The organism is Paraburkholderia sp. 22098, assembly GCF_052045935.1.
GTDB classification, from domain to species: Bacteria; Pseudomonadota; Gammaproteobacteria; order Burkholderiales; family Burkholderiaceae; genus Paraburkholderia; species Paraburkholderia caledonica.
Map to the genome: position 1 here is coordinate 22,172 of NZ_JBQEPV010000011.1, position 19,515 is coordinate 41,686.

The 19,515-nt window shown below is 63.6% G+C and carries 19 protein-coding genes; 12 read left to right on the forward strand and 7 right to left on the reverse strand.

Annotated elements, in window-relative coordinates; genetic code table 11:
• Nucleotides 1-207 precede the first annotated feature (207 nt).
• Together ACTJLB_RS22610 and ACTJLB_RS22615 are read right to left on the reverse strand one after the other, a co-directional pair.
• A complete protein-coding gene (locus tag ACTJLB_RS22610; RefSeq protein WP_440784514.1) occupies nt 208-3,672 on the reverse strand; it encodes a DEAD/DEAH box helicase in 3,465 nt (1,154 codons plus the stop codon).
• Nucleotides 3,673-3,907: 235 nt separating this feature from the next.
• Nucleotides 3,908-4,771: a DeoR/GlpR family DNA-binding transcription regulator gene (locus tag ACTJLB_RS22615; RefSeq protein ID WP_440784515.1), complete on the reverse strand. Its 864-nt coding sequence runs from the start codon at nt 4,769-4,771 to the stop codon at nt 3,908-3,910.
• A gap of 281 nt (nt 4,772-5,052) precedes the next feature.
• Here ACTJLB_RS22615 and ACTJLB_RS22620 point away from each other — a divergent pair, with 281 nt between their 5' ends.
• Nucleotides 5,053-7,533 (forward strand): GcvT family protein, encoded by a 2,481-nt coding sequence (locus ACTJLB_RS22620; protein WP_440784516.1) that lies wholly within the window; start codon nt 5,053-5,055, stop codon nt 7,531-7,533.
• A gap of 10 nt (nt 7,534-7,543) precedes the next feature.
• On the opposite strand, the gene ACTJLB_RS22625 is transcribed toward ACTJLB_RS22620, so the two are convergent.
• The 3 genes from ACTJLB_RS22625 to ACTJLB_RS22635 all read right to left on the reverse strand — a co-directional run bounded on the left by ACTJLB_RS22625 (nt 7,544) and on the right by ACTJLB_RS22635 (nt 9,559).
• Nucleotides 7,544-8,083, reverse strand: coding sequence for a cytochrome b (locus tag ACTJLB_RS22625; RefSeq protein ID WP_408422026.1), 540 nt, complete (start codon nt 8,081-8,083; stop codon nt 7,544-7,546).
• Nucleotides 8,080-9,174 carry a catalase family peroxidase gene (locus tag ACTJLB_RS22630; protein ID WP_440784517.1) on the reverse strand — a complete coding sequence of 365 codons (1,095 nt, stop codon included), beginning with the start codon at nt 9,172-9,174 and terminating at the stop codon, nt 8,080-8,082. Before ACTJLB_RS22630 ends, ACTJLB_RS22625 begins: the two co-directional genes overlap by 4 nt.
• A 118-nt stretch (nt 9,175-9,292) precedes the next feature.
• A complete protein-coding gene (locus ACTJLB_RS22635; RefSeq protein ID WP_020071520.1) occupies nt 9,293-9,559 on the reverse strand; it encodes a DUF4148 domain-containing protein in 267 nt (88 codons plus the stop codon).
• Nucleotides 9,560-9,818: 259 nt separating this feature from the next.
• On the opposite strand from ACTJLB_RS22635, the gene ACTJLB_RS22640 reads away from it, so the two are divergent.
• The 3 genes from ACTJLB_RS22640 to ACTJLB_RS22650 all read left to right on the forward strand — a co-directional run bounded on the left by ACTJLB_RS22640 (nt 9,819) and on the right by ACTJLB_RS22650 (nt 12,031).
• Nucleotides 9,819-10,550, forward strand: a complete 732-nt coding sequence (locus ACTJLB_RS22640; RefSeq protein WP_392395260.1) for an anti-sigma factor family protein — start codon at nt 9,819-9,821, stop codon at nt 10,548-10,550.
• Nucleotides 10,551-10,688: 138 nt separating this feature from the next.
• Nucleotides 10,689-11,207 (forward strand): sigma-70 family RNA polymerase sigma factor, encoded by a 519-nt coding sequence (locus ACTJLB_RS22645; RefSeq protein ID WP_020071522.1) that lies wholly within the window; start codon nt 10,689-10,691, stop codon nt 11,205-11,207.
• Entirely contained in the window at nt 11,204-12,031 is an 828-nt protein-coding gene (locus ACTJLB_RS22650) for an anti-sigma factor family protein (RefSeq protein WP_020071523.1), read from the forward strand. The genes ACTJLB_RS22645 and ACTJLB_RS22650 overlap by 4 nt, the downstream gene beginning before the upstream one ends.
• A 24-nt stretch (nt 12,032-12,055) precedes the next feature.
• Here the strand turns inward: ACTJLB_RS22650 and ACTJLB_RS22655 are convergent, their stop codons facing one another.
• Nucleotides 12,056-12,937, reverse strand: a complete 882-nt coding sequence (locus tag ACTJLB_RS22655) for an AraC family transcriptional regulator (protein WP_408167301.1) — start codon at nt 12,935-12,937, stop codon at nt 12,056-12,058.
• A gap of 202 nt (nt 12,938-13,139) precedes the next feature.
• On the opposite strand from ACTJLB_RS22655, the gene ACTJLB_RS22660 reads away from it, so the two are divergent.
• The 5 genes from ACTJLB_RS22660 to ACTJLB_RS22680 all read left to right on the forward strand — a co-directional run bounded on the left by ACTJLB_RS22660 (nt 13,140) and on the right by ACTJLB_RS22680 (nt 15,533).
• Nucleotides 13,140-14,036 (forward strand): NmrA family NAD(P)-binding protein, encoded by an 897-nt coding sequence (locus ACTJLB_RS22660; RefSeq protein ID WP_440784519.1) that lies wholly within the window; start codon nt 13,140-13,142, stop codon nt 14,034-14,036.
• A 51-nt stretch (nt 14,037-14,087) separates the two neighbouring features.
• Entirely contained in the window at nt 14,088-14,213 is a 126-nt protein-coding gene (locus tag ACTJLB_RS22665) for a hypothetical protein (protein WP_310357890.1), read from the forward strand.
• Between the two features lie 364 nt (nt 14,214-14,577).
• Nucleotides 14,578-14,811, forward strand: a complete 234-nt coding sequence (locus ACTJLB_RS22670; RefSeq protein ID WP_087754404.1) for a hypothetical protein — start codon at nt 14,578-14,580, stop codon at nt 14,809-14,811.
• Between the two features lie 126 nt (nt 14,812-14,937).
• Nucleotides 14,938-15,171 (forward strand): hypothetical protein, encoded by a 234-nt coding sequence (locus ACTJLB_RS22675; RefSeq protein ID WP_440784520.1) that lies wholly within the window; start codon nt 14,938-14,940, stop codon nt 15,169-15,171.
• Nucleotides 15,172-15,299: 128 nt separating this feature from the next.
• Nucleotides 15,300-15,533 (forward strand): hypothetical protein, encoded by a 234-nt coding sequence (locus ACTJLB_RS22680; RefSeq protein ID WP_020070438.1) that lies wholly within the window; start codon nt 15,300-15,302, stop codon nt 15,531-15,533.
• Between the two features lie 315 nt (nt 15,534-15,848).
• On the opposite strand, the gene ACTJLB_RS22685 is transcribed toward ACTJLB_RS22680, so the two are convergent.
• Nucleotides 15,849-16,445: a TetR/AcrR family transcriptional regulator gene (locus tag ACTJLB_RS22685; protein ID WP_440784613.1), complete on the reverse strand. Its 597-nt coding sequence runs from the start codon at nt 16,443-16,445 to the stop codon at nt 15,849-15,851.
• 129 nt (nt 16,446-16,574) lie between these two features.
• Between ACTJLB_RS22685 and ACTJLB_RS22690 the strand changes: the two genes are divergently transcribed.
• From ACTJLB_RS22690 to ACTJLB_RS22700, 3 genes are all read left to right on the forward strand, one after another.
• Nucleotides 16,575-17,657, forward strand: coding sequence for an alkene reductase (locus ACTJLB_RS22690; protein WP_440784521.1), 1,083 nt, complete (start codon nt 16,575-16,577; stop codon nt 17,655-17,657).
• Nucleotides 17,658-17,708: 51 nt separating this feature from the next.
• Nucleotides 17,709-18,497 carry an SDR family NAD(P)-dependent oxidoreductase gene (locus ACTJLB_RS22695; RefSeq protein WP_131317525.1) on the forward strand — a complete coding sequence of 263 codons (789 nt, stop codon included), beginning with the start codon at nt 17,709-17,711 and terminating at the stop codon, nt 18,495-18,497.
• Between the two features lie 155 nt (nt 18,498-18,652).
• Nucleotides 18,653-19,483 (forward strand): alpha/beta fold hydrolase, encoded by an 831-nt coding sequence (locus ACTJLB_RS22700; protein ID WP_440784522.1) that lies wholly within the window; start codon nt 18,653-18,655, stop codon nt 19,481-19,483.
• Nucleotides 19,484-19,515: the final 32 nt, after the last annotated feature.

Sequence of the window (19,515 nt, forward strand, 5' to 3'; positions counted from 1 at the left end):
GTTGACTGACCTGATGACGGTCGCGTGTTCAACGAGTACGGCAAGCAACCGTTGACGGCAGGCAGACAAACTCCGCGTTTCTTGACGACTTGTGACGTCTTTGAACAATGCGGAGTCAAATTTGGGAATATTGGATACCGGAAAACGTCGGCATTCAGTGGTGGATGAGTGCGCGACCCGCGCGCACTGTCCCGAAAACGGGTCGCGTCACCTTCCGCCTTCGAGCTCGGGCATCGGCGCGAACAGCGCGTCGATATCGTCGTCGGAGAACTTGGCTGCGCCGGCGGCGTCTTCCGAAAGAATGCTGTCTGCAAGCCCTGCCTTTTGCTCCTGCAATTCCACGATCTTTTCTTCGATGCTGCCCGCCGCGATCAGTTTGTAGACGAACACGGGCTTATCCTGTCCGAGTCGATGCGCACGGTCGGTGGCCTGATTCTCGGCGGCGGGATTCCACCACGGGTCGTAGTGGATCACGGTATCCGCAGCGGTGAGGTTCAGCCCCACGCCGCCCGCCTTCAGGCTGATCAGGAACAGTGGCACCTCGCCTTGCTGAAAGCGCTCGACGGGCGTGATCCGGTCCGTTGTGTCGCCGGTCAGGATCACATAGGGAATCGCCGCTTCGTCCAGCGCCTCGGCAATCAGCGCGAGCATGCCGGTGAACTGCGAGAACAACAGCACGCGGCGTCCCTCTTCGATCAGCTCCGGGAGCATGGACAACAGCAGGTCGAGTTTGGCGGAGCGCATACCTCGTGCGCCCTTTTCCGCCTTATCCGGGCTCGCCGGTTTCGCCGCTGCGTCCTCGCTGCGTTCGACGCCCTCCCCCGCGGTCCTGAGCCTGCGCACCAGTCGCGGATCGCAACACACTTGCCGCAGCTTCAGCAGCGCGTCGAGCACGATGATGTGACTGCGCGCGAGGCCCTGTGCGCTGACGGCCGCGCGCACCTTCTCCTGCATCGCCGTTCGCACGGTTTCGTACAGATCGCGCTGCGCGCCTTCCAGGTCGACAGAGCACACAATCGTCGTCTTGGCCGGCAACTCCTTCGCCACCTCGTCCTTGCGACGCCGCAGCATGAACGGCCGGATGCGACGCGCAAGCAACGAACGGCGCACGCCGTCGTTATTCTTTTCGATCGGATTGCGCCAGCGGCGCGTGAAATCCTTCTGGCTGCCAAGAAAACCCGGCAGCAGAAAATCGAACTGCGACCACAGTTCGCCCAGGTGATTTTCGAGCGGCGTGCCGGTCAGACACAGCCGGTGCCGCGCGTTCAAGCCGCGGATTGCCTGCGCGGCTTTCGTCGTCGCGTTCTTTACGTACTGCGCCTCGTCGAGAATCAGCAGGTGATATTCGTATTCGGCGAGTACCTTCTGGTCACGCCATAGCAACGCGTACGTCGTCAGGATCAGTTCATGTTCGCCGATCTGATCGAAGCGCTGCTTGCGTTGCGGGCCGTTCAGCACCAACACCTTCAGTTCGGGCGCGAAGCGCCGTGCCTCCTCGCGCCAGTTGTGCACGAGCGTGGTCGGCACTATGATCAGCGCCGGCCGGTCGAGCCTGCCCGCTTCCTTCTCGGCGAGGATATGCGAAAGCGTCTGCACGGTTTTGCCAAGGCCCATGTCGTCGGCAAGGACACCGGCGAGACCCTGCTCGCGCAGATACTGCATCCAGTTCAGACCCTGCTGCTGATATGCGCGCAGTTCAGCGCGCAGACCGCGAGGCACCGGCACCTCGCGCAAGCCAGGACCGGCTTGCAGACGCTGCGCGAGTTCTCGGATGGAATCGTCGCCGCGAAATTGCCAGCGTCCCGTATCGCTCAATGCCTGGAGGCGGCCTGCGTCCACCGAAGGCACGCGCAGCGGCGCGCCCTCGGCGAGACTCGCACCGAGCGAATCGAACAGATCGACCAGCACGCGCACCACCGGCTTCAACCGGTCCGCGCGCAGCCGCAGGCGCTTGTTCTCTTCGGTCTTCAGTTCAATCGGCTCGTCGTCGGCGATCGCCTCCAGCGTACCGCCCAGCCAGCGCCGGTCGCGGCGGAACAGATCGGCGAGCAGCGGCTCGAGCCGCACATTGCGCTCGCCGATGCGGATACCCATTTCAAGATCGAACCAGCCGTCGCCCGCCTGATGCGCGGTGCCGTCGATCGCGTCGATCTCGATCACGTTGTAGCGGAACTCGGGCGCCATCGTCACACGCCAGCCTTTGCTGACGAGTTCCGGCACCGCATCGCTCACAAACGAGGACCAGGCGTCCGCATCGGCCAGGCCGAGCATCGTATCGGGCAGCTGCCGCGACGTGAACACGCGGCTCGTGGGCACCTTCTGCAACCCGCTTTTGCGAAGTTCGAGCAGGCGCTTCTTCTCGACCTCGTAGCGGCGGCGGATATGAATGACGTCGCCGCCCGGCATGGGCACGAGTGTCACGCTGCTGTCCACGTTGATGCTGACGCCGTCGTAGTCGAAGCTCACGCCGGCCAGTTCGACGGCCAGGCCTTTGGCCTTTCCGGCGGACGGCAACGCGTGGCTATTGAGCGTGAGCACCGGCACCGGCTCCACGTCGATCACCCGGATCGCCCGCGAGTCATGCGTGGGCGGCAACGGCAAGTCGGGCGCAACCTCGCGCAGCACCGACGCGACAAGGGGCGCTTCGGCGAGCGAGATCGGCGGCATTGCGAGGTAATCGGGCAATTGCTGGAACGGTAGCGACGAGCGGACCACACCGGCCTCGTTCGCCACGCCGTCCACATACCAGACGGGCTCGGTCGGCAACACCATACTCGCGCGCGGCTCGGTGCACAGAACCGGGCGCAGCCGCTGGTCGGCAAGCGGCTCCCATTCGATGCGCCCAGGCCGGTCGGCCGCACGCGCGAGCGGCGTGGGGCCGTCGTGACCGGGCGCAATCCCGAAGTCGACGAAGAGGCGCCCGGTGGCAATGAGCTTTTGCAACATCTCCGCGCCGTTCGTGCCACGCAGAACGAATTGCCCGAAGTCTTCGCGGGAACGGCCGAGCCACAGGCCGCGCAAGATGGACAGATCTTCGTCCGATACGAACCCCGGTTGCTTGACGAGCGCCGCTTCGACGTTACCCCACGTTTCGCCGACGGAGACGATCCGACCGTCCGGATGGCAGCGCGCGCGGTGCAGCACGACCTCGTGCCGCATGTGGAAGTCGGACCAGTTCAGCCGGTAGGCGAGCGTCTCGGTGCGCGCGGCGCTTGCCTTCTGGACGGCGGCATCGGCGGCTTCCGCGCGTGCCCGGAAGCGTTCGAGCCAGCTGACCAGTTCGGGACGCACGCCAGGTTGCAAAGCAGTAGGTTCCGCCGATGCGGATCGGGCGAAAACGGCGGCGCTGTCTTCGCGCTCATTGCCGTCCACGTCGATGATGTGGTCCATCTCGTCGTGGTATTCGAGCTCGGCCAGCAGCAGCGCGGCGACGTGCTTGCAATTGCGGCCGACCGGGCAGGTGCAGTCGCTCTGCGCCCACGGCAAGCCGCCGTCGGTGCGAAAACGGACCCGCGTTCTGTAAGGCAGCGGCTGCGAGCCTTGTACGTCGCCAGTCAGCGTGGCCCCGTGCCATGCGACTTTGCTGACGGGCCCGACCGCGCGCGCCTTGGCGACGGTGTTCTCACCGAGCCATTCTGCAATCCGTTCCCGATCAAAGAAAACTGACGACATCAGGGTGCATCCTCTTCAAGCCGGCGAAGGCAGGCGGCGCGGAAGGCAACTGCCGGCGGACGGCGCAGTCCACCGCTTCGTTCACCCGGAGCCAGGCTGCCAGCGATAACCGGCCATTTTACGCGTCGGAGCGAATTGGCTGTGCGAGGCGGCGCTCGCGTGGGGCGAGCCTGGTGTGGGGTCTGGTGTGCGTTGGCCAGTGTCCGCGTTCGAACCGCTCTCAGCGAGGCGGTTGCTAGCGGGGGCGCGCGCCGTTCTCGTCGTTCTCGCCGTTCCCGTTCTTCGGGTCGTACCGGTCCTGCCCGCCCTTCTCGCCGCTTCTCGCCCCGCCGCCGGGCGGCGCGCCGACGAGCACCTCGACACCTGCGGATGTCAACACTTGCGCAAGCGCCGGAGCGGGAGCTTCGTCGGTAACGAGCAGGTCCACGCAATCGGCAGCGAACGCGTGCAGCAGCGCGCTGTGTCCAAATTTGGCGTGGTCCGCCGCGACCACGCGACGCTCCGTCTGAGCGAACGCCGCGAGCGAATACGCGACGTCGGCGGGAAGCGCGTCCATGAAATGCCCGTGCATGTCGATCGCGGTCACCGAGACGATCGCGTAACGCACATGAAACTGGCGCAGAAAAGCCTGAACGCTGTCGCCGATCGCGGCGCTGTCGTCGGCACGCAGTTCGCCGCCCGCGATGAACACGCGGTTGCCGTTGCGCGGCGCGAGCAGCCGGGCCACTTCGATGGAGTTGGTCACGACCGTGAGCCGCGAGCGCGCCGTCAGCGCCCGCGCGATATGCACGCAGGTGCTGCCGCCGTCGAGAATCAGAGAGTCGCCGTCGCTCACCAGTTCAGCGATGCGCGCGCCGATCGCCCGCTTGCCCGCGAGGCTGGCCGCCATGCGCCGCTCGAACGGCGGTTCGTCGAGGCGCTCGGGCAGCATGATGCCGCCGTGGACCTTTAGAAGCAGGCCCTGCGCAATCAACGGTTTGATATTGCGGCGAATAGTCTCGTCGGAAACCTCGAAGCGCGCCGCGAGACCGGTGATCGTACAGGTGCGTTGCTCGCGGACAAGCTGCAGGATTTCGCTCTGGCGTTGGGTAGAGAACATGGAGTGCGCAAATGTGGGATTCGGTGAGTCTAGCAAAAACCACGGTTCACAGTGGCAATTCTCATTGATTCCCACACAAAGCCACACATTTAAATCTGCGGCGATCGCACCGCCGTTGACTTAAGGTAAGCACCGCGCGATCGGCGCCTGCATAGGATGCCTCGCAGTTGATAAATGACATCTTTATGTCGGATACCACCTTTGATTTTGCAACAGCCTCCCGGTTGCATTATGTGCATTTATGCGGCAACCTCCGCGTATCACTCCCTCTAATTCAACACATGTCCACATCCATCCCTCAGCACGCGCGCGTCGTCATCATCGGCGGCGGCATCATTGGTTGCTCGGTTGCGTACCACTTAGCGAAGCTCGGCTGGACCGACGTCGTCCTGATGGAACAAGGCCAGCTTTCCTGCGGGACGACGTGGCATGCGGCCGGTCTCGTCGGCCAGTTGCGGGCTCAGGAAAGCATGACGAAGCTGATCCGCTATTCGACCGCGCTCTACGCGGAACTCGAAGCCGAGACGGGTCTTGCAACGGGCTGGAAACAATGCGGCTCGCTGTCGGTGGCCCGCACTGCCGAGCGGATGACTCAACTCAAACGCACCGCTGCCGTGGCTCGCGCCTACGGCGTGGCCTGCGACGTGATCAGCGCGCGCGAGGCCGGCGATCTATGGCCTGTCATGCGCACCGACGACCTGCTGGGCGCGGTCTGGCTGCCCGGCGACGGCAAGGCGAATCCCACCGATCTGACGCAGGCCCTGGCTCGCGGCGCCCGCATGCGCGGCGCGCGCATCGTCGAGAACACGCGCGTGACGGCTATCCACACACGCGACGCGCACGGCGCGCGAGAAGCGGCTGGCGTTACGTGGCACAACAAGAACGGCGACGAGGGCACGATTGGCGCCGAGATCGTCGTGAATTGCGCCGGCCAGTGGGCCAAGGCCGTAGGCCGCCTGTGCGACGTGACGGTGCCGCTGCACTCGGCCGAGCACTATTACATTGTCACCGAACGCATTGCCGGCGTTCACCCCGACCTGCCCGTCATGCGCGATCCGGACGGCTTCATCTATTTCAAGGAAGAAGTGGGCGGCCTCGTCATGGGCGGTTTCGAGCCCAACGCGAAACCGTGGGGCATGCAAGGCATTCCCGAACACTTCGAATTCCAGCTGCTGCCCGACGATTGGGATCAATTCGAAATCCTGATGACGAACGCGCTGCAACGCGTACCCGCGCTCGAAACGGCGCAGGTACGCCAGTTCTACAACGGTCCCGAATCGTTCACTCCCGACAACAACTTCATGCTCGGCGAGGCGCCCGAGTTGCGACACTTTTTTGTCGGCGCGGGCTTCAACTCGATGGGCATCGCCTCGGCGGGCGGCGCCGGCATGGCGCTGGCCGAATGGATTGTGGCGGGCGAGCCGACCATGGATCTGTGGCCCGTCGACATTCGCCGCTTTGCGCGCTTTAACGGTAACGACACATGGCTGCACGATCGCGTGAAGGAAACGCTAGGCCTGCACTATGCGATGCCGTGGCCTAATCGCGAACTCGACAGCGCCCGTCCGTTTCGACGCTCGCCGCTGTACGCTCTGCTGCGCGAGGACGGCGCGTGTTTCGGCAGCAAGATGGGCTGGGAGCGCGCGAATTTCTTCGCACCGACGCGCGACGAAGCACGCATCGACTATGCGTTCGGCCAGCAGAACTGGCTGCCGTTAAGCGGCGCCGAACACCGTGCGTGCCGTGAAAGCGTTGCGCTCTTCGACATGACGTCGTTTTCCAAATTTCTTGTCAAAGGCCGCGACGCGCAAAGCGTCCTGCAAAACCTGGTTGCGAACGACGTCGACGTGCCGCCGGGCACCACGGTCTACACCGGCATGCTCAACGAGCGCGGCAATTACGAATCGGACTTCACGCTCACTCGCCTCGCCGCAGATCAGTACCTGCTCGTTACCGGCACCGCCCAAACCACGCGCGACTTCGACATGATCGACAAGGCAATTCCGCGCGATAAGCACTGCGTGCTCGTCGACGTGACGAGCCAGTATGCGGTGCTCGCCGTGATGGGGCCACGCTCGCGCGAACTTCTGCAAAGCGTGTCAAAAGCAGACTGGCGCAACGAGTCGTTCGCGTTCGGCCAAAGCCGCGAAGTCGATATCGGCTATGCAACCGTGCGCGCGACCCGCCTCACCTATGTCGGCGAACTGGGCTGGGAGCTGTACGTGCCGGTCGAATTCGCAATGGGCGTGTACGAGATCCTGCATGAAGCCGGCAAGGCGTTCGGCCTCGTCAATGCGGGCTACTACGCGATCGACTCGCTGCGCATCGAAAAAGGTTACCGCGCATGGGGCCGCGAACTCACTCCGGACACGAACCCATTCGAGGCGGGCCTTGCATTCGCATGCAAACTCGACACCGACATTCCGTTCCGCGGCCGCGACGCACTGCTCGAACTACGCGGCAAACCGCTGCGCCGCCGCATGGTGGTGCTGACCGCGGACGGCGCAGCAGATCGCATGCTCTGGGGCGGCGAAGCGATTCTGCGCGACGGCAAGCCGGTCGGCTTCGTGAGTTCGGCGGCATTCGGCCATACGCTCGGCTGTCCGGTCGCCATGGGCTACGTCAACAACTCCGATGGCGCTGCAGACTCCGCGTATCTGACGAGCGGCGCATATGCGATCGACGTAGCCGGCGAATTGCTGCCGGCTACTTTGCACCTGAAGGCGCCTTACGATCCCCGCTCCGAGCGAATCCGCAACTAGCACGCGGCGTCTAGCGTCCGCCGCGCGCCATGCTCGAAAACACGCCGTCGCGGCGGATCAGGCCATGAAACAGCGCCGCCGCGAGATGCAGCAGCACCGTGCCGAACAACGCAAAAGCAAGCCACGTGTGCAACGCGCGCAGCACCGCGAAAAGCTCGACGTTATGCGGCGCGATCGGTGGCAAATGAAACGGACCCCATAGCGTGAGCGGATAGCCCGCCGCGGACAGCATCGCCCAGCCGATTAGCGGCATCGCAAACATCAGCGCATAGAGCACCGCGTGCGAGCCCTTCGCCGCCATTTTTTGCGATGCGGGCATGTCGTGAGGCAATGGCGGACTGCCGCGCCGTAAGCGCACGCTCGCGCGTATCACCACGAGCAGCAGCAAAGCGATGCCAAGCGGCTTGTGAATCGCAATCAGCGTGTCATGCGCGCGCGACACGGTTGCGACCATGCCGACGCCGATAAACAGCATCGCGACGATGAGCGGCGCCATCGTCCAGTGCAAAAACCGCGCTAGCGGACTGAAGTGCGTGCGGGTCCGCGTCATGAGCGCTCTCCATGTGTCGTCGGGGTATGATGAACTTCCGGATGCAGCGTTTCCTCGCGCGTGCGTCGCTTGAACGACAGCGCATAGGCCGCCGAGCGCGCGGCAAGCAAAGGATCGTCGGACGGCGCGATGCCCGCCGGCACGATCGTCGGGTCGAAGTTGACGTCGCGGCAAGCACCGTTTTCCTGCGACGTGCTGCGCTCGATCACGAGCGTCCCCGCGTCGATATTCTCCCGATCGGACGGCCATTGAAGCGTGGCGTCGTCGGTGGGGTCGCCCGGATGGGCAACGGTCAGGATCAGATGCCAGCGCAACGGGCCGCCCTGCAGCCGCTCGTCCAGGTCCGCCGCGAGAAAATTCTTCTCGCCCTTTTGCGCGTCCGTAATCGGCGCGTACGGCGTCTCGGGCACCATCGCCCAGCGCACCGCGCGCGTGTCGCCGGCCTGGTTGGTGAAGCGGAACGCGTTGATGCCGTAGTACGCGGCGTTCGCAAGGCTCGACGAAGGCGGATGCGCCTTCACCCACGTCTGGAAAGGTTGCGTCTCCGGATTGCCCGCATAAAAGGCCTTGAGCCGGGCCGGGTCCGGCTTGCCGGTCGCCGGATCGGGCGTTGCGGCAAGCAGTTGCTGATAGAACTGCTCAGGCGTATGCACGGCGAAGACCGGCGTCGAGTTCATTCCGGTGCGCCACTGCTCGCCGTCCTTCAATTGAAAGAGCAGCGCGAGACTGCGCACCGGAGAACTCGTATCGGGCGCCGACGGATTGCCGCCGGGCACCGCAAAGCGTCCGGTGACCGGCGTGCGTCCGGGCGCAAATACGACCGCGCGCGAGACGCGCTCGCCCTGGCCGTTACTGTCGAAATAACCTTCGACGCACAGGCCCTTCGCATGATTGCGCCGATAGCCCGGATGCGGTTGACCCGCCACGGCCTGAAGCGTATTGACGATGCGCGGCGCGCTCAGGCGTTGCGGCGTCAACCACCCCGCCGTATAAGCAAAGCCCCCTGCGGACAGAAGCACGACGGCGCCTATCGCGGCAAGCCGGCACGGCACGCAGCGAGGTAACTGATCGGGAACGGTGTTTTTTGTCACGGAGACTCCTTGCTGAATCGAGGCGTTTATTGGCTAACACGCGCGGCGCAAGTCTATTCCGTTCGATTTCCGGCGCGCCCGTTCGCCACGCGCGCCGGCCGTCGGCATTTCAACGCCCTCAATTCATGCTGTCCGTCGGCCTGGCGTCGCTCGCGACGCGGTTCGCGGCCGCCTCGGCAGCAAGCGCCTGCTTGTGCTGTTCGACCATATGCGCGAAGACCGGGCTGACGTCCGGATATGATGCGTCAGTCACGTAATCGAGACCGTTCTGTTGTGCCTGGATCAGTTCCTGGTAGACCTCGGCACGGGTCTTTCCCTGCGCGAAAACATTCGACGAAGCGGCCAGAACGACGACGGACAATGCGGCAAAAGCGATCTTCTTCATGATGAACTCCGGTGAGTTGGTTGCGGGTTTGCATCAGGGAGAACCACACCTCACCGGCTTTTATTCCTGCGTAAGCCACGTGGAAAAAACATTTCCGTTGCGCGGAATAAAGCACTTCGCGAACGGGTTTGCTAGCTTCCGCGACGCTGCAATGGCACAGTAAAAGATGTTGCGCAAACCCGGTGACGAGAACGGAATAAACCGCAGCGCGGCGGTGTTTGCACCTCAATAGCCGGATTTTGCCCGGAGACCTTTTCCCATGAACCCGACCGACGCCCCCAACGATTCGCCGCTTTCCGAAGCCGACATTCAGGCCTACGCCGACGGCACGTTGTCGCCGGCGCGCGCCGCGTTTCTGCGCGACTATCTCGGCCGCGATCCGGCGGAAGCCCGCCGGGTCGCCTTTTACGGCAAGCTCAACGAACAGATGCAACGCTCCTTTCAGACCGCCGACGAACCCGAGGCCAGCGCATTCAACGGGCGGCGCAACGCCGGCCGCCGCTGGCGCAGCGCTGTAACGCTGCGCTTGCGCAAGCCGCTCAGGGTGCTGGTCGCATTAATCATCGCGTGCGTCGCCGTGAGCGGCTGGTTCGCGGCCACCGAGGTCACGCGCCAGGCGCTTAACAACGCGGCCATCATGGCGTTGGCCGAAACCGCCGCCGCCCCGTTTCCCGCCGGATCGCCGACTCGCAGAGATCCGTCCGCCCCCAACCTCGAAGCGATCGGGCTGCGGCTCGTGGATCAGCGCGTCGTGTCGCTCGGTCTGCTGCAGCGCGCTACCGAATTCATCTATTTGAATGGCGATAACGAGCCGGTCGTGGTGCTGTCGACGCTCGCACTGCTCGCGCCTTCTCAGCCGCAATGGTCGGCGCGCCGCATCGGCGATGTACGTCTGTTGACATGGACGGCGCAGCGGCAGCGCTTCGTGGTCGCCGGCAATGCACGCACACACGGTCTGATGCGCGCCGCCGACGTCATGACCATGCAATGAAACCGCACGATCTTGCGGCGAGTCGCTTGATCAACGGAATAAAATTCGTTCACGCGTGTTTGCACTACAAACGCGTGCGACGCCCGACGAAGCGCCGCCGCTCCGTGTCCACGAGAGGCCCCATGACCGGGATGAATAATGGATGTTCGTGACGAGTTGATGGAACACGTGCCGCGCTTGCGGCGCTATGCGCGGGCGCTGATCAACAATCGCGACCTCGCGGACGATCTGGTGCAGGACACGCTCGAACGCGCGCTCGGCCGCACCGAAATGTTCCAGGCCGGCACCGATCTGCGCGCCTGGTTATTTACGATCATGCACAACGTGTTTGCGAATCAGGCGCGCAAGGCGTCGTCGCGCGCGGTACACGTGGCGGTCGACGACGAAAGCGTGCATGAAAGCGAGTTCGCCGTGCCGGCGCAACAATCCCGTTCGCTGGAAATGCGCGATCTCGACTACGCGCTGCAGCGTTTGCCCGTTGAGCAGCGCGAAGTCGTGCTGCTGGTCGGGCTGGAGGAAATGAGCTATGCCGACGTCGCGCTCGCGCTGAACGTGCCCATCGGCACGGTCATGTCGCGGCTTTCGCGCGGACGCGAACGGCTTCGGGCATTGATGGCGGGCAGCCAGCCCGGTGCGAAATTACAGGTGGTGCGATGAGCGAGCAAATTACGCCAGTTAGCGAAGAAGAACTGCACGCCTATGTGGACGGCACGCTGTCCGAGGAACGACGTGCGGAGGTCGAGCGCGCGCTCGAACAGAATCCGGATCTGGCCACGCGCATCAGCGATTATTTCTCGCTGAACAGCATGTTCCATGAGCGCTACGACCGCGTGCTGAACGAGCCTGTGCCGAAGCGCTTGCAGCCGGGCGCGCCGCGCCGCTCGCGCGTCGCTGCCAACTGGCCGCAGTTCGCGGGCATGGCGGCGGCGCTGGTAATGGGCATTGGCATCGGCGTCGGCACGCATATGGGACGCGACACGTTGCCTTCGGTGGCGGGTTCGTCCGACACGCGCCCTGTCAGTGCGGACAGCACCGAAGTACTCGCGCGTCAGGCTGCGGTTGCGCATGTCGTCTATATGCCGGCGGTCGACCGGCCCACCGACATGAACGCGGATCACGAGCAGGACTTCGTGAAGTGGCTGGCGAGTCGCCTCGGCACGAATGTGCATCCGCCCATGTTGTCGAAGGCAGGCTTCGCGCTGTCGGGTGGCCGCCTGCTGCCTGGTCCGGACGGCGACACCGCGCAGTTCATGTATCGCGGCCAGAATGGCGAACGGGTGACGCTGTGCATCTCGCGCCGCAAGGTGAACGCGAACACGACAGCGTTCAAGCTGTATCAGGACGGGCCGGTCAACGTGTTCTATTGGGTTGACGGCGATTTCGGCTATGCGGTGTCAGGCGGTATCGATCGCAAGCAGTTGCTGCAACTGTCGCATGACGTGTACTCGCAATTGACGGCAGCGGCGCCGCCGTCGAGCTGATGCGGGTACGGTCTATTGTGTTCGTCAGCGCGAGCTCGACTTCACTAGCTCGCGCGGCGTGATGCCGAGGAGCCGCCCCATCCAGTGCGCCATATGGCTCTGGTGTGCGAAGCCCGCGTCGAGCGCGACCTGGCTGGCGCTCAGCCGGCCTTGCAGCAACAACGTTCGCGCGCGTTCTACGCGCCGCTGCACCACATATTGATGCACAGGCACGCCGAGCGTCGCGCGAAACAGCACCTTGAAATGCGGCACGCTGAGGTCGGCAAGCGCGGCAAGCTCGCTCAACGTGAGACGCCGGTCGAGATGTGCTTCGATAAACTCCGTCACACGCGCCGCTGTCCGCGGTGCGAGCGTGCGCCGCTTGTTGTCTAGCGACGCAGCGCCGCCAATCAGCCGCACCACGATTGCCGTACACAGACTTTCGGCATAGAGCGGGTCAGACGCGACGTCTGCTTCCAGTTCCGCGCGCAACGCCCACGCCAGGTGCTGAAAGCGCGGATCGCGCATCTGGAATTGCGGGAGAATCTGCGCGCCGTCTGGTTTGCGCGCCAATTGTTCAGCGGTCCTGCGCGCGAAATCTTCGCCGATCCAGATGCTGAAAATCGTGCAGGCCGATTCATCGCTCCACTGCCCGTCGAGTCCTGCCGGAATCACGTCGGCGTCGCCGTGCGCCTGAATGCGCGAGTGCGGTTTCTCGTTGCAACGACAGTGCGCGCGGACAGGCGCGCCCACATGCACGCCGATTCGATGATGATTGAACGCAGGTATCCGGTGCACGCCAGCTGACACGTTCACCAGCTCCGCGCCGAAACCCTGCCAGCCGAGCAGTCGGCTCGAGCGCAGCGCAATACGGGAGCCGGTATGCGCGGGTGGGATCTGCGTGCGGGTCTCTGGGACGGCATTCATCGTTTATCTCGCGGATGGCAGTCGGTCTGCGGGCATTGTGCATGGTTTTTAGCGCCTACGCTCAGTACGCCTCCTGACTTCCCGTGCGCAGCGCCGACGAGCAACGAGTCATCCGAATCTGCTCATGGGCATCCTTGCATGCGCGTTTTGCGCTTGGCGCGTCCTTATGATCCTCTCATGACGATCCGGTAAGGAGCACCTGATGTTCGTGATTTTTGGAGCCGGCGGCAATGTCGGCAAAGTGAGCGTAGCCGCGTTGCGACGCGCCGGGCGAGACGTGCGCGCCGTGGTTCATAGCGTGGCGCAGGCGGATGCGTTCGAGCGAATCGGCTGCGATGTCGTGGTCGCGGATTTGCACGACCGGGCTGCGGTGGCGCGCGCATTGGAAGACGCGCACGCGGTGCAGGTTGTGTGTCCGCTGCCGCGCCATGACGAAGACCCGGCGAACGCGATGCGCAACATGATCGATGTGAGCGTCGAAGCATTGCGTGCGAATCCGCCACCGCACGTACTCGCGCTTTCGGATTATGGCGCCGAGCACCCGAGCGGAACGGGCATCACGACGCTTTTCCACTACCTCGAAACGCAACTCGGCACCGTCGACACCCGGTTGACGTTCCTGCGCGCGGCTGAGCATATGCACAACTGGGCGCGTGTGCTGCCGCTCGCATTGTCCAAGGGCGTGTTGCCGAGCCTGCATCATCCGCTCGAAAAGCGCTTTCCTACTGTGGCTGCGCAAGATGTCGGCGCACTGGCGGCTCAATTGCTGCTCGACGGCGAGCCGCGTGAGCGTTCGCCTCGCGTGGTGAGCATAGAAAGTGAAGTACGCGTCAGTGTGAAGGACGTTGCGCACACTATCGGCGAACTGTCGGGCCGGCCTGTCGTGCCGCACGCGGTGCCGCGGGAGCAATGGGCCGCGATGCTCGGAGGCGCGGGCTTGAGCGAGCAACACGCGCGGCTCATTGCGGATCTGTACGACGCGCACAACGCGGGACGCATCGACGTGCAAGCGCGCGTTAGTGAACGGCGATTCGGTCCCACTACGTTGGCGCAGGCGTTAGCGGCGATCATGCCGCAGGACGCGGCACAGAACGGTTGATCGAGGACCACGGAGATGTCGACCTGCCCCTTGAGATGCGAGGCGAGAAGAATGCCCACTCGTGCGAGCGGCCTGCTCGCGCTCGTGCTGACGTTGTCGGCACTGGTGGGCTGGCGTGCGCTTCGGGATCTGCTCAATGCGATTCCCGATAGCAACGATGATTTTGGTTTGTTTTAGGCGGTGTTAATGCGCTGATATGACGGCCGCAGCGGCAGGCCCAAGAACATCAGGTATCGCGTCGACTAACTGACGAGTCCCCGTCATTCGAACGAATCAATGCGCTTGAATGCGCGGCCGTTCACTCAAGGCAGACACTCAGCCAAAACGTGTTTGCTATCCCACGACACCTTTTGCTGCCTCGCGCCCCGCAACCGCATGAAAAACCTCGCGGGCGATTTTATTTTTTTCTTTAGATTCAGCGGCTTATGTGAGTATCGCCAGCTCAGCAGGTCTACGTTGGCACACCCTATGCAATTACCCCTGTGAGCGCGACAAATAGTGCTCTTCCATCCAGACCGAAGACCCTCACAGGAGATTTACCATGAGCTCGCTGACCATCAAAGACATCGCCCACACCGAAGAACTTTCCGCCAAGGCTCTGTCCGCTGTACGCGGCGGCAGCAACTACAACGCAGGAAACCTCAACCTTGCCTACGGTGGCGGCTTCGCCAGCCCGGGCGTCGTGGTCGCACCCGTCACGCAGACGGACACGTACACGAAAGTCGAGATCCCGACGATCCAGAACTTCGGCGGCCTGCAGTTCGCCAAGGCGTAAGTTAAGCGCCGCGGAGAGTCGCGCTGACAGCGGATGCCGTTCGATCCGATCGAGGTGCGCTCTCCCCGCTTGCACGTCGAACCACACTCGTTAAACCGAAACTGAAACAGCTCCAGGAGACCTACCATGACCTCACTGACCATCAAAGATATCGCCCATACCGAAGAACTGTCCGCCAAGGCCTTGTCCGCTGTACGCGGCGGCAGCAACTACAACTTCGGAAACGGCAATGTTGCCTATGGCGGCGGCTTCGCCAGCCCGGGCGTCGTAGTGGCACCCGTCACGCAGACTGACACGTACACGAAAGTCGAGATCCCCACGATCCAGAATTTCGGCGGCCTGCAGTTCGCCAAGGCGTGAGCTAAGCGCCGCGGAGAGTCGCACCGACATCGGATGCCGTTTCATCCCATAGAGGTGCGCTCTCCCCGCTTGCACGTCGAACCACACTCTTTAAACCGAAACAGAGAAGCAGTTCCAGGAGACCTACCATGACCTCGCTGACCATCAGAGATATCGCCCACACCGAAGAACTGTCCGCCAAGGCTCTGTCTGCTGTACGCGGCGGCAGCAACTTCAACTTCGGGAACTTCAATGCTGCTTATGGTGGCGGCTTCGCCAGCCCGAGTATCGTGGTCGCACCGGTTACCCAGATCAGCACGTACACGAAAGTCGACATTCCCACGATCCAGAATTTCGGCGGCCTGCAATTTGCCAAGGCGTGAGTCCACGGATCGGGAGTCGCAAGACCGGACCCGCATGATGGATCCTTTGCAGGTCTGACGGCTTTACTCCTGGGGAGCGCAGTGGGATGGCCACGCGGTTGGTCCAGCCATCGCAGTTCGTTCTCCTTCCGAACCCTCCGGACCTGTCACCGAGGTTCGGATCTCGGGGCCCGCCGGCCAGTCCGCCCGGCGGGATTTTTTGCGCGCTGTAGCTCAAGAGCCAGGCGATCGCGAACATGCGGGCTTGGCATTCTCTCCATCGAGAATGTGCACGGCGACAGATGGTGGAGCATGCACGGGTACAGGCCAATGCCCTTACGGTTCTTCGCCCACGGCGGTCGTCGACGGGCTCATTGACGCCAAAATCTGGTCACGGCAAGCCGCAAGGATTTCGTCGGCCAACGGCGAATCGTCCGGGCAGGCGCGCGACATGACAATGGCACCGACCGCATGCGCCAGCATGTCGAGGGACCTGGCTCGCGCCTGGCCCGTGTCCGCACCGTCCCCCGCACCGCCTTCGGGGCAGAGCACAGTCAACAGGTTCTCAATACCGGCCGCAAACTCGGCCCGAACTGCGTCTGACTGACGTGCGGCATCCCCACCCAGCGCAGCCATCGTGCAGCCGGTCGCGCGGGCGTCGCGGTGCTCGCGGGAAAGGTAGTACCGCACGAACTCAGGTGCGTCGGCACCCGCGCTCAGCGCCACGGTCTGCGCAATACCGCAGGCCGCCGACTCCGCCATCAGATCGGACTTGGAGCCGAACTGCTTATAAAAGCCGCCGTGCGTGAAGCCGGCGGCTGCCATCAGATCGGCAACCCCCACCCCATCGTAGCCGCGCTCCCGAAACAGCTTCGACGCCGTCTCGACGACGTGTTCCCGGTTGGCCTGCGCCTGTGCCTTGGTGATCTTCATTTCGTGACCACAGTGGTTCATGTGTTCGAAGGTTCGATTATACATTGATGTCGATCATCATCAAAACCTTGACACGTTAGATTATGATCGTCATCATTGCGTCCATTGCCAACCCAGAAACTGACCGACATGACCGGAACGACGCTTTTCGAGCCCTACGCCCTTGGCCGCCTGACGCTTGCCAATCGCTTTGTCATGGCACCGCTAACCCGTAATCGCGCGGGCGCGGGGCTAGTGCCCAGCGAACTGGCCGCGACCTATTACGGCCAGCGCGCTTCGGCGGGTCTCATCATCACGGAAGCCACCCAGGTGTCGGCCCAGGCACAGGGCTATCAGGACACGCCGGGCCTATACACGTCTGAGCAAATTGCCGGCTGGCGCAAGGTCACCGAGGCCGTGCACGCCAAGGGTGGGCACATCTTCGCGCAGCTCTGGCACGTCGGACGCGTTTCGCACGCCGACGTCCAACCCGGCGGCGCTGCGCCGGTCGCGCCTTCGGCGATTCGCGCGGAGACGAAAACCTTCGTCAACAACGGATTTGTCGATGTATCCCAGCCACGTGCGCTGGCGCTTGTCGAATTGCCGGGCATCGTGAACGATTTCCGTCAGGCTGCGGCCAACGCAATTGCGGCCGGCTTCGACGGCGTGGAAATTCACGGTGCGAACGGCTATCTGCTGGAGCAGTTCATCAAGGACGGGGCCAACCAGCGCACTGACGCCTACGGCGGCTCTGTCGAGAACCGTGCGCGCCTGTTGCTGGAAGTCGTCGCGGCCGTGGTGAAAGAAATTGGTGCCGATCGCACCGGCGTGCGCATTTCGCCTGTTTCACCGGCAAACGGCATTTCGTGCAGCGATCCTCAGCCGCAGTACGACTACATCGCGGCGCAGCTCAGCGCGCTGGGCATCGTCTACCTGCACGTGGTCGAGGGTGCGACGGGCGGCCCGCGCGATTTCGCACCGTTTGACTACGACGCACTGCGACAGCGGTTCAGGCAGACCTATCTCGCCAACAATGGCTACGACCTGGAGCTCGCCACCGCCAGGCTCAACGAGGGCACCGCAGACCTGTTCGCGTTCGGTCGTGCCTTCATCAGCAATCCCGATCTGGTCGAACGCCTGAAGACCGGCGCCCCGCTGGCTCAGCCCGATTTCGCCACGCTCTATGGTGGCGGCGCCGCGGGCTACACCGATTACCCAGCCATCACCGCTTGAGGCGCGCAGCGCTTGCGCCCCATCCAAACGCTCATTTGAAGGAAACTACTCATGACCACGCTTCCGACTGTTCTCGTCACCGGCGCATCCTCCGGCATCGGTTCCATCTACGCCGAGCGCTTCGCACGCCGCGGCCACGACCTCGTGCTCGTTGCACGCGACAAGGCGCGCCTCGATACGCTGGCCGCACGCCTGCGTGAAGAAAGCGGTGTTGCCGTCGAAGTGCTGCAGGCTGACCTGACCCAACCGGGGGACCTGGCCGCAGTCGAGACCCGACTGCGCGACGACGCTAGCATAGGTATCCTGATCAATAACGCGGGGATGGCTCAGTCGGGCGGGTTCCTGCAGCAGACCAGCGAGGGCATCGAACGCCTGATCACGCTCAACACCACGGCGCTGACGCGGCTGGCAGCCGCGGCCGCTCCGCGTTTCGTCGAGTCGGGCACAGGCGCGATCGTCAACATTGGCTCGGTGGTGGGCTTCGCGCCCGAGTTTGGCATGTCGATCTACGGCGCCACCAAGGCGTTCGTGCTGTTTCTGTCGCAGGGATTGCACCTCGAGTTGTCGCCCAGCGGCGTTTATGTGCAGGCGGTGCTGCCGGCAGCGACCCGTACGGAGATCTGGGAGCGCGCCGGCATCGACGTCAATTCGCTTACCGAGGTGATGGAGGTCGGCGAACTGGTTGATGCGGCGCTCGTCGGTTTCGACCGCCGCGAACTGGTCACCATCCCGCCGTTGCATGTGGCCGGCCGCTGGGAGGCGCTGGATGGCGCGCGTCAAGGGCTCCTGTCGGATATTCGACAAGCGCACGCGGCCGATCGCTACCGGTCAGAAGCCTGAACACTTTGGCCCCTGTCTACGCGAAAGCCAGCCATGCCTAATCGACCGATACCCCCGCTCAGTTCTTGAGATGTAGCTCGATGACCATCACGCACACACAACGCTCACGCGCGTTGCAGACGATCGACTCGACCGGCAGGGTTAGCCAGTCGGCAATGTCCTATGCCCGCGCACAGAACAGCCATGTCAGGGCGGCCGGAACCACTTTCGCTTACCGCGAGCTTGGCCCGCACGGCGGCATTCCGCTGATCCTGCTCAACCACTGGGGCGCCGTGCTGGACAACCTCGATCCGCGCATCGTCGATGGCCTCGCTCGCAAGCATCGCATCATCGCGATCGACTATCGCGGAATCGGGTTATCTGGCGGCCTCACGCCCTTGACCGTGGACGAGATGGCGCGCGACACCATCGCGTTGATCCACGCGATGGGTTTCAGTCAGGTCGATCTGCTCGGCTTTTCGCTCGGCGGTTTCGTCGCGCAGGACGTGGCGCTAAAGGCGCCGGACCTGGTGCGCAGGCTCATCCTCACAGGTACGGGGCCCGCGGGCGGTCGGGGCATCGACCGTGTGGGGGCCAAGTCCTGGCCATTGATGCTCAAGGGCCTGTTGACGATGCGCGATCCCAAGACCTATCTGTTCTTCACCTCCACCGCTAATGGCCGCCAGGCAGCGAGCGCGTTCCTGAAGAGGCTGAAGGAACGCACGGCGGAGCGCGACAGAGGGCCGACACCCCGCGCGTTGCTTCGTCAGCTCAAGGCGATCAAGGCTTGGGGCCGGCAGGCGCCGCAGGATCTCGGCCGCCTGCACATGCCTGTCCTGATCGCCAATGGAGACAACGACATCATGGTGCCTACCGCCTTGAGCCACGATATGGCGCGCCGCATTCCCAACGCGCAGTTCGTCATTTACGAGGACGCAGGACACGGAGGCATCTTTCAGTATCACGCGGACTTCGTGATCAAAGCGCTGGAATTTCTGGCGCATTGAAAACATCGCGGCCGGCGACAGGTACCCAAAAC